The 17,651-nt window shown below is 65.2% G+C and carries 11 protein-coding genes, 1 pseudogene and 1 riboswitch; of the genes and pseudogenes, 8 read left to right on the forward strand and 4 right to left on the reverse strand.

From position 1 onward, the window contains the following. The first annotated feature begins 29 nt into the window (after positions 1-29). A riboswitch (cobalamin riboswitch) is annotated at positions 30-250 on the forward strand. Positions 251-368: 118 nt separating this feature from the next. The 4 genes from CAG31_RS24765 to cobM all read left to right on the forward strand — a co-directional run bounded on the left by CAG31_RS24765 (position 369) and on the right by cobM (position 2,526). Next, complete coding sequence (locus CAG31_RS24765; RefSeq protein ID WP_085586156.1) at positions 369-566, forward strand: CbtB domain-containing protein; 198 nt, start codon at positions 369-371, stop codon at positions 564-566. Positions 567-577: 11 nt separating this feature from the next. Then, a complete protein-coding gene (locus CAG31_RS24770) occupies positions 578-1,279 on the forward strand; it encodes a CbtA family protein (RefSeq protein WP_085586158.1) in 702 nt (233 codons plus the stop codon). Further along, positions 1,276-1,689: a cobalamin biosynthesis protein gene (locus CAG31_RS24775; protein WP_085586160.1), complete on the forward strand. Its 414-nt coding sequence runs from the start codon at positions 1,276-1,278 to the stop codon at positions 1,687-1,689. The genes CAG31_RS24770 and CAG31_RS24775 overlap by 4 nt, the downstream gene beginning before the upstream one ends. 90 nt (positions 1,690-1,779) lie before the next feature. After that, the gene (cobM, locus tag CAG31_RS24780; protein WP_085586162.1) at positions 1,780-2,526 is read left to right on the forward strand and encodes a precorrin-4 C(11)-methyltransferase; all 747 of its coding nucleotides are present in this window, start codon (positions 1,780-1,782) and stop codon (positions 2,524-2,526) included. Between the two features lie 92 nt (positions 2,527-2,618). Here the strand turns inward: cobM and nfuA are convergent, their stop codons facing one another. Together nfuA and CAG31_RS24790 are read right to left on the reverse strand one after the other, a co-directional pair. Beyond that, positions 2,619-3,203 carry a Fe-S biogenesis protein NfuA gene (nfuA, locus tag CAG31_RS24785; RefSeq protein WP_085586164.1) on the reverse strand — a complete coding sequence of 195 codons (585 nt, stop codon included), beginning with the start codon at positions 3,201-3,203 and terminating at the stop codon, positions 2,619-2,621. A gap of 158 nt (positions 3,204-3,361) precedes the next feature. Next, positions 3,362-5,644, reverse strand: a complete 2,283-nt coding sequence (locus CAG31_RS24790; protein ID WP_085586166.1) for a fatty acid cis/trans isomerase — start codon at positions 5,642-5,644, stop codon at positions 3,362-3,364. Positions 5,645-5,800: 156 nt separating this feature from the next. Here CAG31_RS24790 and metH point away from each other — a divergent pair, with 156 nt between their 5' ends. After that, positions 5,801-9,511, forward strand: coding sequence for a methionine synthase (gene metH, locus CAG31_RS24795; RefSeq protein WP_085586168.1), 3,711 nt, complete (start codon positions 5,801-5,803; stop codon positions 9,509-9,511). A gap of 162 nt (positions 9,512-9,673) precedes the next feature. Next, entirely contained in the window at positions 9,674-9,892 is a 219-nt protein-coding gene (locus CAG31_RS24800; protein ID WP_085586170.1) for a DUF2970 domain-containing protein, read from the forward strand. A gap of 6 nt (positions 9,893-9,898) precedes the next feature. Here CAG31_RS24800 and CAG31_RS24805 read toward each other — a convergent pair whose 3' ends face one another. Further along, positions 9,899-10,972 (reverse strand): ABC transporter substrate-binding protein, encoded by a 1,074-nt coding sequence (locus tag CAG31_RS24805; protein WP_085586172.1) that lies wholly within the window; start codon positions 10,970-10,972, stop codon positions 9,899-9,901. A 524-nt stretch (positions 10,973-11,496) separates the two neighbouring features. Here CAG31_RS24805 and CAG31_RS24810 point away from each other — a divergent pair. After that, a complete protein-coding gene (locus tag CAG31_RS24810) occupies positions 11,497-13,155 on the forward strand; it encodes a nitrite/sulfite reductase (protein WP_085586174.1) in 1,659 nt (552 codons plus the stop codon). After that, positions 13,139-13,633, forward strand: coding sequence for a DUF934 domain-containing protein (locus tag CAG31_RS24815; RefSeq protein ID WP_085586176.1), 495 nt, complete (start codon positions 13,139-13,141; stop codon positions 13,631-13,633). The genes CAG31_RS24810 and CAG31_RS24815 overlap by 17 nt, the downstream gene beginning before the upstream one ends. A 55-nt stretch (positions 13,634-13,688) precedes the next feature. On the opposite strand, the pseudogene CAG31_RS24820 reads toward CAG31_RS24815, so the two are convergent. Next, positions 13,689-17,549, reverse strand: a pseudogene (locus CAG31_RS24820) (dermonecrotic toxin domain-containing protein). Between the last annotated feature and the right edge of the window lie 102 nt (positions 17,550-17,651).

The raw sequence follows: 17,651 nt of genomic DNA on the forward strand, positions 1-17,651 counted from the left end.
GATTGACTCGGATCGTGCGCCCATGCTCTCCTACACAACTTGTTACGGGTGCCCTTCACAGGGTGAAACGGGAAACCGGTGAATCATGTGCTTTACTTCAAGGCCATGTCAGTCCGGTGCTGCCCCCGCAACGGTAAGCGAGCGAAGCGTCAGATCCACTGTGCCTGCGGCATGGGAAGGTGACGCTTGCAGGTCGGCCGACGCCGACCCCTCGCGAGCCCGGAGACCGGCCCGCAACGCACAGCGCGCACCTGCGCCGCTGAACATAACAAACCCGCGGTGGGCGGGCGCTGTTCGAACCCTGCGTGCCTGTCCCGCAGGGTTTCCATGCGCTCTATTCACCCGCTGACACCACAGAGGGAAGCGCCATGTCGATCATCACCAGCACCGGCAGCACTGACAAGAGCTCCGCCGGCACCACTACCCTGAGCCAACGCCTGACCGCCGCCGTCTGCGCGTCGATCCTGGGGGCCTGCCTCGTCTACTTCGCCGGGTTCTCGCACATCGAAGCGGTGCACAACGCCGCCCACGATACCCGCCACAGCGCCGCGTTCCCGTGCCACTGAGACCTGCCGACATGATCAAGCGCATTGCCCGGACCGCCGGGTTCACCGGCCTGCTGGCCGCCCTGCTGCTCACCCTGCTGCAAAGCTTCTGGGTCTCCCCGCTGATTCTGCAGGCCGAGACCTACGAGAAGGCTGAACCTGCGGCCGAAGTCCACGAACACGCCGCCGGCACCCCGGCCCACACCCATGACGCCGAAGCCTGGGAGCCGGAAGACGGCTGGCAGCGCGTGCTGTCGACCACCGGCGGCAACCTGGTGGTGGCAGTGGGCTTCGCCCTGATGCTCGCCGGCCTCTATACCCTGCGCGCACCGACCAAGACCGCACAGGGCCTGCTCTGGGGCCTGGCCGGCTACGCCACCTTCGTGCTGGCGCCGACCCTTGGCCTGCCGCCCGAACTGCCCGGCACCGCCGCCGCCGACCTGGCCTCGCGGCAGACGTGGTGGATCGGCACCGCGGCGTCCACCGCCGTGGGCCTGGCCCTGATCGCCTTCAGCCGGAACTGGCTGATGAAGATCCTCGGCGCGGCCATCCTCGCCGTGCCCCACGTGATCGGCGCACCGCAACCGGAAGTGCACTCGATGCTGGCGCCGGAGGCGCTGGAAGCGCAGTTCAAGATCGCCTCGCAGCTGACCAACGTTGCGTTCTGGCTGGCCCTGGGGCTGATCAGCGCGTGGCTGTTCCGCCGCAACGGCGAAGGCCAACACCACGCATGACTGCGGACGGCGCAGCGCCGGCCCTGGTGGTCGGCCTGGGCTGCCAGCGCGGCTGCCCGGCCGCCACCCTGCGGGCCTTGCTCGACCAGGCCCTGCAGGCACATCGCATCGAACTGGCGGCGGTCAAGGCGCTCGCCAGCATCGACCTCAAGCGCGATGAGCCCGGCTTGCGGGAACTGGCCGCGCAACTGGCGCTGCCCTTGCTGTACTTCAGCAGCGCGGAACTGGCCGGTTACCGGCCGCGCCTGAGCCACCAGTCGCAGATCGCCTTCGAGCGCACCGGCTGCTACGGCGTGGCGGAAAGCGCCGCCTTGGCGCTGGCCGAGCAACTGATCCAGGCGCCGGCAAAGCTGCTGATTCCGCGGCAAAAGTACGCCCAGGCCACATTGGCATTGGCCGGCGCGGCCTGAATTCCCGATAATCCCCGCTTTCGATCATGAGCAACGCTCATGCGGGACCCTCATGACGCCCTGCACCGCTCCCTTTTTCAGGATGGAACAATGACCGTCTACTTCATCGGCGCCGGCCCCGGCGATCCCGAATTGATCACCGTCAAAGGCCAACGGCTGATCCGCAGTTGCCCGGTGATCATCTATGCAGGCTCGCTGGTGCCGGCGGCGGTGCTGGAGGGGCATCAGGCGGTCAGCGTGGTGAACAGCGCCGAACTGCACCTGGAACAGATCATCGACCTGATCAAGACCGCCCACGCCAATGGCCAGGACGTCGCCCGGGTGCATTCCGGCGACCCGAGCCTGTACGGCGCCATCGGTGAGCAGATCCGCTGCCTGCGCGAGCTGGGCATTGCATTCGAGATCATCCCCGGCGTGACCGCCACGGCGGCATGCGCTGCGCTGCTGGAGGCCGAGCTGACCCTGCCGGACGTGTCGCAGACCGTGATCCTGACCCGTTACGCGGACAAGACCGCGATGCCCGCCGGCGAGGAGTTCGGCAGCCTGGCGCAGCACGGCGCGACCATGGCCATTCATCTGGGGGTCAATCATCTGGAGAAGATCGTCGGCGAACTGCTGCCGCACTACGGCGCGGACTGCCCGATCGCGGTGGTTCACCGGGCGAGCTGGCCGGATCAGGACTGGGTGATGGGGACGCTGGAGGACATCTCCGCGAAGGTGACCGCCAAGGGCTTCAGGCGTACGGCGTTGATCATCGTGGGGCGGGTGCTGGGCAGCGACCATTTCAGCGAATCGTCGCTGTACCGTGCGGGGCATGCGCATTTGTATCGGCCTTAGCGGCCAGCCTGCCGGTGATGGCATCCGTGATGTTCACCCATAAAAAAACGGCGCTCACGGGGCGCCGTTTTTTTGTGTCCGCAGGGAACGCCTTAGTAGTAGGCGTTTTCTTTCTGCGTGTGGTCGGTCACGTCGCGAACGCCCTTGAGCTCCGGAATGCGTTCGAGCAGGGTGCGCTCGATGCCTTCCTTCAAGGTCACGTCCGCCTGGCCGCAGCCCTGGCAGCCGCCGCCGAACTGCAGCACGGCGATGCCGTCGTCGACCACGTCGATCAGGCTGACCTGGCCGCCGTGGCTGGCCAGCCCCGGGTTGATCTCGGTTTGCAGGTAGTAGTTGATGCGCTCGTTGATCGGGCTGTCTTCGTTGACCATCGGCACCTTGGCGTTCGGTGCCTTGATGGTCAGCTGGCCGCCCATGCGGTCGGTGGCGTAGTCGACGACGGCATCGTCGAGGAACGCTTCGCTGAACGAATCGATGTACGCGGTGAAGCTCTTGAGCCCCAGCGCCTTGTCTTCGGGTTTTTCTTCGCCCGGCTTGCAGTAGGCAATGCAGGTTTCGGCGTACTGGGTGCCAGGCTGGGTGATGAAGATGCGGATGCCGATGCCCGGGGTGTTCTGCTTGGAAAGCAGATCAGCCAGATAATCGTGGGCGGCGTCGGTGATGGTGATAGCGGTCATGGAAACTCCTCGCAGGCTTGGGCGGAGTTTACGCCAATCGGCGCCCGGGACAAAGTCCTAGTATTTACGTAGGAATAGTTCGCAAATCGCCGGGTGGCAGCCCCTACCCTGCGGGAGCCTCCAGTGGCTCCCGCAGGATGGGTGGCGACATCGCCGCTTCAGAGGTTCTCGTAGCGGTTCATGTCCAGCACGCCCTCTTCCACCGGATCCGTATCGTGGATGTAGCGGCTCAGGTCATGGAAATAGAACCAGAATTGCGGATGGCTGCGGCGGATGCCCCAGCGTTCGACGATTTTCTCGAACTGCTCCTGATCCTTCGCGCCCTCCATCGCATCGACGAATGCCGGCACCTGGTCCGCCGGCAGGTTGAACATGAAGTTCGGATAGCTGGTGAGCACGCCCGGGTAGATCGTCAGGGTGTCGAGCCCCGGCTGGTAGCGCAGCGATTCGCCGAGCAGGAACGCCACGTTGCTGTGGGCCCGGTTGCGCAGCAGGCTGTAGACCTCGCGCTTGCCGCTGGCGGTCTCGACGCGCAGCAGGGTCGCTTCCGGCAACTGATCGATCACCTTGAGCCCGGCGGCCGGGCGCGATGCCAGGCGGCTCAGGGCCTGCTCGGCGTTCTGCAGGGCCGGGTCGATGTTCGGCCGCGAGCAATAGGCGTCCTCGCAGCGGTTGATCGGGTCGGGACGGGCGTTCAGGTCACCGTAGCGGGCCAGCAACTGGCGGGCGAAATCGCGTTTCGGGTCCTTGGCGTCGAGCTTCAGCGCGGTCGGCTTGTCGTCGTCGATGGCCTCGTAGTCGAGCCACATCTTGAACTGGCCGCTGCTCTGATACCAATCGTCCAGGTAGCCCTCGCGGGAGTCGGCGGGCATCAGGCGCAGGAAGTTCTGCTCGGCGCCGTTGCGGATCAGGTCGAAGTACAGGCGCGTCTGCGCCTGATGGGAGACGTTGCCGAACACATCGAAGTTGACCGCCAACTGGTAATAGGTGCGCTCGAGCAACGGGAAGTCGAACAGCCACATCGTCTGCGGCACTTCGCCGATCAGGCCCTTGGTGACCGAAGCGCTGTCGAAGTGACGGAAAATGCTCAGCAGCGCGTTGTCGTTGCCGGCCCACAGCGTGGACCAGCTCGGCGCAGGCATTTCGGCGTAGCTGTCGCGGCGCAGGGCTTCGTACTGGTTGCGCTTGTTGCGGTAGTCGTGCCAGAGGCTCAGCACGCTGCCGACGTCGTCGTTCTGCCCCGGCATCGCCAGCAACGGCGTGGCCTGGCCGCGGTAGTTCGGGTCGGTGATGTACAGGTCGTGTTCCGGGGCCTGGAACAGCGCCCAGAAGTTGTCGCGGATCACGTCGGTCGCGATCTGCCCGCGGCACACCGGCCCGCGGATGAAGGTGCGCACGAAGTACTCGGCGTTGTCGAGCATGAACTGGTAGCGCGCCTGGGCCGGGATCGCCTCGAAGGTGGCGAACGGGTTGGCCCGGCTCTGGGGCCCGTAGCCCGGCAAGGCATGCACCTGCCACTTGCCGTTGTAGAACAGGCTCTTGACCCGCGCCAGCTTGGCCGCGCTCAGCGGATAGGTGATGTGGGTCTTATGCACAATCACCCCCTGCACCGGCCACAGGCGGTAGTACACCTGAGTGCCCGGGTCGTCGTTGGGGCGACGGGTGTTGATCAGGTCGATCGGCTGGCCGGTCGGCGTGCGCGAACGCACCCACTGGAAGAAGTGACCCGGCTCGCCGTCCTTGAAGTAGATGTGCGCCAGGAACCAGTGCTCGAACAGCCACCGCCCCACCAGGCTCTGCCGGGCGCCGGGGGTGTTGAGCAGGTTTTCCCACTGCACGACCTGCATCGCCTCTTTGGCGCTGGGCGTCAGCCCTTGCTCATCGATGGGCGCACCGGACGCCAGCCAGCGCTGCAGCGTCTGGTACTGCTGCTGGGTCAGGCCGGTCACGGCCAGCGGCATGCCTTCGGTCGGATGGCTTTGGGCATAACCCTCGAACTCGGCGGGCATGGCGCAGAGGTTCTCGCGCTGCAGGCCGAGCACGATGTCTTCGGGCAGCTTGGCGTTGGGTTGCAGGGGCGTCTTGTGGCCCAGCTCCAGCATGCGCGCCATCAGCGCGGCCTGGCTGCCCTGGGCGTCGAGCACCGAATAGAAGCCCTTCTCTTGCCATTGCCGTTTGCCGAAGGCGTCATAGAACAGCCGGGTGGTCGGCGCGGCCTGGGTGCGTTCGCCGTCGTAGACCGGCATCTTGCTGGCGCCGCGGGCCGCGCCCTCGCCGCTGCCCAGGTTCAGTTGGCAGGCGGAGTCGTAGCAGGCGTGGCAGGCCACGCACTTCTCGGTGAAGATCGGCTGGATGTCGCGGGTGTAGGAAATGGCCGTCCCCTGCGCCCCCGCGCCAAAGCTTAAAAGCAGCAACACGGTGCCGATGACGCGGTTCAACATATCCCTGATTCCGATCCTGAAGAAAACCGCGCGATTCTACCGCCGGTACGCCCGCTCCAACATGAGCGATATTCATGAAAATGCGCCGCCTGCTCTAAATCCGCGCAGGTTTGTTATGATTCCGGCCCTTCGTCATGGTCTTTTCGAGTAGTCCCAATGTCCGATCGCAGCGTCCGCCTCCAGGCCCTCAAGCAAGCTCTCAAAGAGCGCATCCTGATACTTGACGGCGGCATGGGCACGATGATCCAGAGCTACAAGCTCGAAGAGCAGGATTACCGCGGCAAGCGCTTCGCCGACTGGCCGAGCGACGTCAAGGGCAACAACGACCTGCTGGTGCTGACCCGCCCCGACGTGATCGGCGGCATCGAAAAGGCCTACCTGGATGCCGGCGCCGACATTCTGGAGACCAACACCTTCAACGCCACCCGGATTTCCATGGCCGACTACGGCATGGAAGAGCTGGTCTACGAACTCAACGTAGAAGGCGCCCGCCTGGCCCGCAAGGTGGCCGACGCGAAAACCCTGGAGAACCCGGCCAAGCCGCGCTTCGTCGCCGGCGTCCTCGGCCCGACCAGCCGCACCTGCTCGCTGTCGCCCGACGTGAACAACCCCGGCTACCGCAACGTCACCTTCGATGAACTGGTGGAGAACTACACCGAGGCCACCAAAGGCCTGATCGAGGGCGGCGCCGACCTGATCCTGATCGAGACCATCTTCGACACCCTCAACGCCAAGGCCGCGATCTTCGCCGTGCAAGGGGTGTTCGAGGAACTGAACCTCGAACTGCCGATCATGATCTCCGGCACCATCACCGACGCCTCCGGCCGCACCCTGTCGGGCCAGACCACCGAAGCGTTCTGGAACTCCGTGGCCCACGCCAAGCCGATTTCCGTCGGCCTGAACTGCGCCCTCGGCGCCCGCGAGCTGCGCCCGTACCTGGAAGAGCTGTCGGACAAGGCCAGCACCCACGTCTCGGCGCACCCGAACGCCGGCCTGCCGAACGAGTTCGGCGAATACGACGAACTGCCGGCGGACACCGCCAAAGTCATCGAAGAATTCGCCCAGAGCGGCTTCCTCAACATCGTCGGCGGCTGCTGCGGCACCACGCCGGGGCACATCGAAGCCATCGCCAAGGCCGTGGCCGGCTACGCGCCGCGGCAGATCCCGGACATCCCCAAGGCCTGCCGCCTGTCGGGCCTGGAGCCGTTCACCATCGACCGCAGCTCGCTGTTCGTCAACGTGGGCGAGCGCACCAACATCACCGGCTCGGCCAAGTTCGCCCGCCTGATCCGCGAGGACAACTACACCGAAGCCCTGGAAGTCGCCCTGCAGCAGGTCGAGGCCGGCGCCCAGGTGATCGACATCAACATGGACGAGGGCATGCTCGATTCGAAGAAGGCCATGGTGACCTTCCTCAATCTGATCGCCGGCGAGCCGGACATCTCCCGCGTCCCGATCATGATCGACTCCTCCAAGTGGGACGTGATCGAAGCAGGCCTCAAGTGCATCCAGGGCAAGGGCATCGTCAACTCGATCAGCATGAAAGAAGGCGTCGAGCAGTTCATCCACCACGCCAAGCTGTGCAAGCGCTACGGCGCCGCCGTGGTGGTGATGGCGTTCGACGAGGTCGGCCAGGCCGACACCGAGGCGCGCAAGAAGGAAATCTGCAAGCGCTCCTACGACATCCTGGTCAACGAAGTCGGCTTCCCGCCGGAAGACATCATCTTCGACCCGAACATCTTCGCCGTCGCCACCGGCATCGAAGAGCACAACAACTACGCCGTCGATTTCATCAACGCCTGCGCCTACATCCGCGACGAGCTGCCGTACGCCCTGAGCTCCGGCGGCGTGTCCAACGTGTCGTTCTCGTTCCGCGGCAACAACCCGGTGCGCGAGGCCATCCACTCGGTGTTCCTGCTGTACGCGATCCGTGCGGGCCTGACCATGGGCATCGTCAACGCCGGCCAGCTGGAGATCTACGACCAGATCCCGCAGGAGCTGCGCGACGCCGTCGAGGACGTGATCCTCAACCGCAACGGCGACGCCACCGACGCCCTGCTCGCCATCGCCGACAAGTTCAAGGGCGACGGCAGCGTCAAGGAAGCCGAAACCGAAGAGTGGCGCAGCTGGGACGTCAACAAGCGTCTGGAACACGCGCTGGTCAAGGGCATCACCACCCACATTGTCGAAGACACCGAAGAGTCGCGCCTGTCGTTCGCCCGGCCGATCGAGGTCATCGAAGGCCCGCTGATGGCGGGCATGAACATCGTCGGCGACCTGTTCGGCGCCGGTAAGATGTTCCTGCCGCAGGTGGTGAAGTCCGCCCGCGTGATGAAGCAGGCCGTGGCTCACCTGATCCCGTTCATCGAGCTGGAAAAAGGCGACAAGCCGGAGGCCAAGGGCAAGATCCTGATGGCCACCGTGAAGGGCGACGTGCACGACATCGGCAAGAACATCGTCGGCGTGGTGCTGGGCTGCAACGGCTACGACATCGTCGACCTGGGCGTGATGGTGCCGGCGGAGAAGATCCTCCAGGTGGCCCGCGACGAGAAGTGCGACATCATCGGTCTCTCCGGCCTGATCACCCCGTCGCTGGACGAAATGGTGCACGTGGCCCGCGAGATGCAGCGCCAGGACTTCCACCTGCCGCTGATGATCGGCGGCGCCACCACCTCCAAGGCGCACACCGCCGTGAAGATCGAGCCCAAGTACAGCAACGATGCCGTGGTCTACGTCACCGACGCCTCCCGCGCGGTGGGCGTCGCCACCCAGTTGCTGTCCAAAGAGCTGAAGGCCGGCTTCGTCGAGAAGACCCGCGCCGAATACGTCGACGTGCGCGAGCGCACCGCCAACCGCAGCGCCCGCACCGAGCGCCTGAGCTACGCGGCCGCCATCGCCAAGAAACCGCAGTTCGACTGGGCCGCCTACGCGCCGGTCAAGCCGACCTTCACCGGTACCCGGGTGCTGGACGACATCGACCTGAACGTGCTGGCCGAATACATCGACTGGACGCCGTTCTTCATCTCCTGGGACCTGGCCGGCAAGTTCCCGCGCATCCTTGAGGACGAAGTGGTCGGCGAGGCCGCCACCGTGCTGTACAAGGACGCCCGCGAAATGCTGAGCAAACTGATCGACGAGAAGCTGATCAGCGCCCGCGCGGTGTTCGGCTTCTGGCCGGCCAACCAAGTGCATGACGACGACATCGAGCTGTACGGCGACGACGGCAAGCCGCTGGCCCGCCTGCACCACCTGCGCCAGCAGGCGATCAAGACCGACGGCAAGCCGAACTTCTCCCTGGCCGACTTCGTCGCGCCGAAGGACAGCGACGTGACCGACTACGTGGGCGGCTTCATCACCACCGCCGGCATCGGCGCCGAGGAAGTGGCCAAGGCCTACCAGGACGCCGGCGACGACTACAACTCGATCATGGTCAAGGCCCTGGCCGACCGCCTGGCCGAGGCCTGCGCCGAATGGCTCCACGAACAGGTGCGCAAGGAGCACTGGGGCTACGCCAAGGACGAAGCCCTGGACAACGAAGCGCTGATCAAGGAGCAGTACTCCGGCATCCGTCCGGCACCGGGCTACCCGGCCTGCCCGGACCACACCGAGAAGGCCACGCTGTTCGCCCTGCTCGACCCCGAGTCCAGCGAGATGCGCGCCGGCCGCAGCGGCGTGTTCCTCACCGAGCACTACGCGATGTTTCCGGCGGCGGCGGTCAGCGGCTGGTACTTCGCCCACCCGCAGGCGCAGTACTTCGCCGTGGGCAAGGTCGACAAGGATCAGGTGCAGAGCTACACCTCGCGCAAGGGCCAGGAACTGAGCGTCACCGAGCGCTGGCTGGCGCCGAACCTGGGCTACGACGACTGAGACCGGCCTCGCCGCCCTTGTGCCCGCCCAAGGCGCAAGGGCCGGCCTCTCCGGGCTTCCCTCCCCCGCATCGTCCCCGCGCCGTGCGGGCTCGGCCAAGGCTCCAGGCAACGGGAGCAGGATTGGCTATGCTCAAAGGGCAAACACACAGACGGGGGATTTATGGACGATCCAGTCGACAACAAGCCACCGACCTTCTGGCAGATGGTGCACAGCGTCATGGCCGCCGCGTTCGGGGTGCAGAGCGGGAAGAACCGCGCCCGGGACTTCACCCACGGCAAGCCCAGCCACTTCGTGATCCTCGGCATTGCCTTTACGGCGCTGTTCGCGCTGACGCTGTTCGCCATCGTCAAGCTGGTGGTGCATCTGGCGGGGGTCTGACGCGGATCAGTGCATCAATGTCTGCAGGCTGAAGGGGTAACGGTAGGACGCCGGCCGCCCCTTGGCCGACAGCTTGCGGAACGGCACGCCGTAGTCCGGCGAATTGCCCATGGCCAGCATCTGCCGGGCCTGGGCCTTGTCGATCAACTGCATCAGCGGGATCTGCCGGTCGCGGCCGCCGTACCGGTCCAGGTTCACGCCCTGCGCATGGTCGTGCAATTCCACCAGCGCCCAGCCGCCCAAGGTGAAATGCCCGCCGAGCAACGCGCTCAGACGACCGTCGAGCAACGCCTGCAAGGCCGCAGGCGAAGTATTGACCGCACTGAACAGCACGTCTTTGCCCGGCACCTTGCCCGCTTCGGCGAAGGCCTGCATCGCGCCGAACGCCATTTCGTCATTGGCCGACCACACCAGCGACACCTTCGGGTAGCGCGCCTGCAACTGCTTGGCCTGCTCGTAGGCGCGCTGGCGTGTCCAGCCGCTGTAGACCAGTTGGCGCAGCCGTACCTGGGGATGCTCGGCCAGCGCCCGCTGCATGCCGCTTTCACGCAGTTGCGCCGACGGCGTGATCTTGAGCCCGGAGAACGCCAGCAACTCGATCTCCTCACCGGGCGCCACCGCCGGATGCAGGCGGATCAGCTCGTTCATCATCAGGTAGCCGCCCTCCTCGTCGTTGGGCACCAGGCTGCCGATCCGGTCGGCGCGCTCGCCCACCAGGCTTTGCTGATTGGGGGTCAAGGCAGCGTTGACCATGAACAGCTTCACGCCGCTGTTGTACGCCATGCGCAAGATCTGCGGCGCCACGTACTGCTCGTTGGCGAACATCAGGTAATCCGGACGGCGGGTGCCCTGCAGCGCCAGCCGTGCCTGGGCCAGGGTCTGTTCGGGACGGCGTTGGGAATAGACGATCTCAAGGTCGATGCCCAGATCCCGGGCGGCGGCCTGCATGAATTGCGAATAGCTTACCCAGAAGGCTTCCTGTTCCGTGCCCGGATTGAGGAACAGCACCGATTCCGCCCGCGCGCAGGATCCGAAAACCGCGCCGAACAGCAGCAGGCTGAGGTGGAGAATCTTCAACATGAAACATCCGGGCCCATAGGAAAAACGGCGGCGCATTATAGCCTTCGATCAACCGGCCACTGGCGCTTGATCCTGCAATTTGTCCGACAACCGTCGGTAGCGGGCCCGGACGGGTCGCTTATTGATGACTGACCCAGAACACCGCCGTGCCCACGACCAGAATGATCAGGAACAGAATGGCCCAGGCATCAACGGTGCTGTCGCTCTTCCTTGCTTTGGTTGGGTTGCTCATTGCATCGCCTCTTGTCGGTTTTGTCGGTGATTGCAGAAGACTCGACCACAGTTAAGACGATGATTGTCCGCACGACAAATGTGGGTTAGCGGATACCCGCCCCTGTTAGGCGATTTGGTTCTTTACATATACTCAAACATCACTTTTGCGCATAAACGCAAACGGGTATATTGCCCCGGCTCCGTTGGGAGTGCGCGGCCGTGCGCGCAGAATTGCAGAGCATCCCTCGGTCTCAAGCAAGCAAACAAAAGCAGCGTTTTCCGAGTGGCCCAAGCCTGAGAACAGGACTTATATGTACGTATACGACGAATACGATCAGCGGATCATCGAGGACCGCGTCAAGCAGTTCCGTGATCAGACCCGACGCTATCTGGCAGGTGAGCTGAGCGAAGAGGAATTCCGGCCGCTGCGCCTGCAGAACGGCCTGTACATCCAGCGTTTCGCCCCGATGCTGCGGGTGGCGGTGCCTTACGGCCAGCTGACCTCGCGTCAGGTGCGCATGATGGCCAAGATCGCCCGCGACTACGACAAGGGCTACGCCCACATCAGCACCCGGCAGAACGTGCAGTTCAACTGGCCGGCGGTGGAAGACATCCCGGACATCCTCGCCGAACTGGCCACCGTGCAGATGCACGCGATCCAGACCAGCGGCAACTGCCTGCGCAACGTCACCACCGACCAGTTCGCCGGCGTCGCCTTCGACGAACTGATCGACCCGCGCCCGTGGTGCGAGATCGTCCGCCAGTGGACCACGTTCCACCCGGAATTCGCCTACCTGCCGCGCAAGTTCAAGATCGCCGTCAATGGTTCGACCTCCGACCGCGCCGCCATCGAAGTCCACGACATCGGCCTTGAGCCGGTGCACAACGCCGCCGGCGAGCTGGGCTTCCGCGTGCTGGTGGGCGGCGGGCTGGGCCGTACCCCGGTGGTCGGGGCGTTCATCAACGAGTTCCTGCCGTGGCAGGACCTGCTGAGCTACCTCGACGCCATCCTGCGGGTCTACAACCGCTACGGCCGTCGCGACAACAAATACAAGGCGCGGATCAAGATCCTCGTCAAGGCGCTGACCCCTGAGGTCTTCGCCGAAAAGGTCGAAGCCGAAATGCAGCACCTGCGCGGCGGCCAGACCACCCTGACCGAAGCCGAAGTGCATCGCGTCGCCAAACACTTCGTCGACCCGGACTACAAGGCCCTGGACGACCAGGCCGCCGAACTGGCCGCGCTCGACAAGGAGCACCCGGGCTTCGCCCGCTGGCGCACCCGCAACACCCTGGCCCACAAGAAGCCGGGCTATGTGGCCGTCACCCTGTCGCTGAAACCGACCGGCGTCGCGCCGGGCGACATCACCGACAAGCAGCTCGACGCCGTCGCCGACCTGGCCGAGCGCTACAGCTACGGCCAACTGCGCACCTCCCACGAGCAGAACATCATCCTGGCCGACGTCGAGCAGAGCCAGCTGTTCACCCTGTGGGGCGAGCTGCGCGAGCAAGGGTTCGCCACGCCGAACATCGGTCTGCTGACCGACATCATCTGCTGCCCGGGCGGCGACTTCTGCTCCCTGGCCAACGCCAAGTCGATCCCGATCGCCGAATCGATCCAGCGCCGTTTCGACGACCTGGACTACCTGTTCGACATCGGCGAGCTGGACCTGAACATCTCCGGTTGCATGAACGCCTGCGGCCACCACCACGTCGGCCACATCGGCATCCTCGGGGTGGACAAGAAAGGCGAAGAGTTCTATCAGGTGTCCCTCGGCGGCAGCGCCAGCCGCGACGCCAGCCTGGGCAAGATCCTCGGCCCGTCCTTCGCCCAGGAAGACATGCCCGACGTGATCTCCAAGCTGATCGACGTGTACGTGGAACAGCGCACCGAAGACGAGCGTTTCATCGACACCTACCAGCGTATCGGCATCGACCTCTTCAAGGAACGCGTCTATGCAGCGAATCATTAAGAACAACGAGGTCATCGACGAAACCTGGCACCTGCTGCCCAAGGACTCGACCCTCGACGGCATCTCCAACTGCGACGACCTGATCGTGCCGCTGGCCCTGTGGCGTGACCACGCCCATGCGCTCAAGGCCCGCGACGGCGGCCTGGGCGTCTGGCTGGACGCGGACGAAGAAGCCGAGGAGATCGGCGACGACGTGGACCAGTTCCAGGTCATCGCCCTGAACTTCCCGGCCTTCACGGACGGGCGCAACTACTCCAACGCCCGCCTGCTGCGTGACCGCTACGGCTTCAAGGGCGAACTGCGGGCGATCGGCGACGTGCTGCGCGACCAGCTGTTCTACATGCGCCGCTGCGGTTTCGACGCCTACGCGCTGCGCGCCGACAAGGATCCCTACGAAGCCCTGGAAAGCCTCAAGGACTTCTCGGTGACCTACCAGGCCGCCACCGACGAACCGCTGCCGCTGTTCCGTCGCCGCTGAACGTCCGTCCTGCCCGCTTTGACCGAAGCGGGCAGGACAACGACGCACCACCGGCTCAGCCGATCATCGGCACAGGCCGCCCCGACGCCACCCAGTCCCTGTAGAACTTCACCCGGCCCTCCAACGCCTCGAACGCCACGAACGGGTTCTCGGCATCGCCGAACGCACTCGCCAGCCAACCGCTCAACAATCCCCACAGCTCATCGCTGGCATCGGCCTGCACCAGGAGCAACCATACGCGCACCTGAAGATCCCGATAGGCCACCCGGAAGTCCGCCGTCAGGCTCAAACCGCTCACCATCCGCAGCAGATCCGGGCCGGACGGTTTCGCGGCCACGCTCGCCCATATCGACCGGCGTGCCCGGTTCAGCACCTCATTGCCTTCCCCAAGCCAGGGTTCTGCGCCGCTTTCCTCCCGGGAGGGATCGAGCCACAGGTTGATGCCGGTGCGCCTGCGGTGTTCGACGACCCTTTCCAGCGTCTCTTCGTCGGACAGCGGATTGCCCCAGAGCATGACCCGCTGACGCGAGACGGCCTGGCTGAACACCGCCGCAGGCACCCGTTCGATCCGGTTTTCGGCCAGGTTCAGCAGGGCCAAGCGAGGCTGCTCCGGGATCCCGACGGGACATCGGGTGATGGCGGCATTCCTCAGGTTCAGGACGCGCAGTTCGCCCATCCCCAGCACCACCGGCGCCTCCGTGAGCGGGTTGTCGCTCAGGTCGAGCTCTTGCAGGTGCGTCAGTTCCCGGAACTGCGAGGCCGTGGACTCCTTGAGCTCCAGGAAGGTCGAGCGCAGGTTCAGCCGGGTCAGATGGCGCATCCTCAGGATCGATGGCGGCAATGCCCCCTCCAGCACGTTGTTGCCGTTGAGGCGACGGATGTCCACGCTTTCCAGGTTCAAGGTGCGCAGATTCGGGAAGCTCTCGAGGAAACCGTCCAGGCTTTCCTGCTCGATCACATGCAAGCCTCGCATCGACAGCTCGAACACTTCCCCGAAACGGACCGGGGTGATCGGCAGGCGCAAATAGTCCTCGAAATCCAGATCGAGACGGTACACCTCCCTCTGCTCACCGGCCGTCACACGATTGACCCTGGGAGGCCGCTTCTGCCAGATGGCGATCAACTCCTGGGCCAGTTCGGTGCGCATGACGCGTTCCTGGGCAATGGCTTCCTCCAGCAGGTTCTGGTTGTGCTCGGCCAGTTGCGCCGGAGGCATGTGCGCCGCCTCGGCGTCGCCCGGCGCCAGAAAGTCGATGTCCATTTCATCGACGTCGGTCGCCGACAGGCCGATCCAGTCATTCAGGTCGAGGTTCAGCTGATCCAGCTCCAGGCGCAACGCCGCCAGCGTCGACTGCGCCTGCGGGCCGGCCTGAAGCAGCCAGGCATCCGCCTGGGCAGCGTCGAACTCGGGATAGAGTTCCTGGACCTGCAGGCGATCCACCTCGACCGTCAAGCTCCGCCCTTCAAGGGTTGTGGGAAAGCCGCCCCCCGCCAGCCGCCCCCAGGACTCGAACGCCAGGCCCGCGTCCGTTCGCTGCAGGCCCCGCTGCAGTTCGTCGCGGGGCAACGCATGCTCGCCCAGCTTCAGGCGCAAGGCACCGGCAGGATCCGCCGAGGCCAGGCCCAGCGAGGAACGCTCCTGTTCCGTCAGCACGGCAGACAAGGCCCGGTACAGATCGCCGGCTTCATCCGGTGCCCCATCACTGGCGCGGTAACGGCTGCCTGCCTTGATCAACCGGCGGATGTCATGGCCGCCCGGCACCCCGGCACGCTCCAGCACACGACCGCTGATCGAGCTGTCCAGTACCTGCACGGCCACACCCGATGGCCAGCCCGGCAGATGCCTCAGGGTGTGCAGCGCAAGCCTGTCCGTGTCGGGATGGTTCACGGCGCGCAGGTACAGCCCCGCATAGGCCTGATCCAGGCGGGCATGGGCCTGGTACTGACGGGCCTTGCCGTCCAGCGCCCGGAGCGCACGCCGGGCTTCATTCGGATCGAAAGGACGTGCGGCATCGATGTCTAGGCGTGCGAGTAGCTGTTCGATGGCCGCCTTGGGCAATCCCGGGTACTGTTCCTGACACAACCGCACCCATGCGCGCTCCGAGCGCTGGAGCGCCCGGTAGCGCCTGTTGAACTGCTCTGTGCGCACGGCGGGATCCAGCGTCGGATCAATGCTCTGCTCAAGCCTGAACCGGTCGATGGCGTCCGCCAGCAAAGGAAACGGTGTCGAACCGTCGCCGGTCAGCGGCCGCTCCTCATCGCTCCAGTCGATCACCCGGCCGATCTGCATCAGCACCTCATCGGTGAAGGCGGCGACAGGCTCGCCCAGTCCGCGCAGCGCAGCCAGGCGCGCGGCGGCAGGCACCCATGCATCGCCGGAGACCTTGCCGGCCGGCAGCAGGACAGCAGCCCCCTCCTCCGACGCCCGCAAGGCCCGCGCTTCACTCTTCACCGCCGCGAGCTCCCCGGCCACCGGCAACGCGTTCAGCAGGCCGAACACCGTGCGCGTCAGCCCTTCGGACTGGGCCGGCGCGGAGCTGCCGTTGACGGCGGCATCGAGGCCATAGCCCGCATCGATCAGCCCCGCCAGCGCCAGCACGCCCTCGCCCCCGGGCACGAACAACGCCAACGGCGCCAGACGGTTGATCCATTGCACGACCGGCTCGACCACGGCGCTGAGTTCATCGCGATTGACCTGGGCGTCGTCGCGGATGCCGTCGGCACTGGCCAGCGCGTCCTGTTTCATCGTCAGCACCCATTGGGCGAACGGATCGCAGCGTCCCTTGAACGGCTCCAGCACGACGTAGTCGTCGGGGTTCCAGTAACCGTCATTGTTGAAGAATCCGGCCGTCCGGCCCAGCCAGTGCTCCTTCGGATACAGCCCGATGCCGTCCAGCGCGGTCAGGACACCGGCGTGGAACAGCCCGTCCTCGATGTCGTCCTCGGCAAAATGCGTCCCCAATGCCCGCCGTCCTCCTTCGGTCCGGCCTTGAGCCGCGAGCCATTGGCGCAACCGGCCGGTGTCCGTGAATTCGTGCAGCGGCGACGAGTTGCCGGGAATGTGCAGAAGCACCCGGTGGCTGGCACGGTCATGGAAGTATCAGATGTCCTTTGACGTATAGCGGTAGATGGCCAGACGCCCGGTTTCGATCCCTTCCGCCGGCCGGGTGGCTGCCTGCAATTGCGCGAAGGTCAGATCTTTCCAGCGCAGATCCGGCGCCAGACCGGCGCAACGCAACGCCAGCGCCAACCCTTCACGGCTCAGGCTGCGCTCTCTGCGCTGGAGAAAGGCACTCATGATGAAGGCCGCTTTCACGGTGGTTCTCAAGGGATAGGGAGCATCGGCCAACAGGATCCTGTCCGACGGCCAGACACTGTCCAGGTAGTCCTGGTACAGCGGGCGCAGCTCCAGGGTCCAGACCCATCGCTTGAAGTCCGCCGCACGGATGGGCAATTGCGTGGCAGGGCCGTAGACCTGAGGCGTGGTCTGGCGGTAGATGCCTTCGTAGTCGCGCAGCCAACCCGGCTCATTCGTCGCGTCCGCTGCGCTTTCGTCCTGGATCACGACGGTCGGACCGATGTCCGGCGGGGTATACAGGCCGAACAGGTTTTCGCCGAACGCGCCGTCCGCCACGGTCTGGTCATTGTCCAGCAAGGCCCGGATGAGCGTGTGCGAACGCCGCACCTTGCCGTGATGCACGCCGTTTTTGCCCTGATCCCAGTCACGGTCGTAGTCGAGCGTGACCATCCGGGCGGTCTGCGGGTCGATGTCGGCGCCCCACCGGGCGCGGATCCGGGCGATGCCGAAGGCTTCCGGCGTCAAGGGCAGCGCCGACGCCACCGTGGCGTTCAGCGCCGAGCGCATGTCCGGGCCGGGAGGGTTCAGGGAAAGGGATTCGTCGTTGTTGTCGGTCATGGTCGCAATGCAATCCTTTGCGGTGCTGGAGATAGCGCAACGTAACCCGACGCATGTGATTTGAAAGTAGGAACGGTCAGCGGCACCGAATGGATTTTTCTC

It is taken from the genome of Pseudomonas sp. R25(2017) (assembly GCF_002112565.1).
GTDB classification, from domain to species: domain Bacteria; phylum Pseudomonadota; class Gammaproteobacteria; order Pseudomonadales; family Pseudomonadaceae; genus Aquipseudomonas; species Aquipseudomonas ekonensis.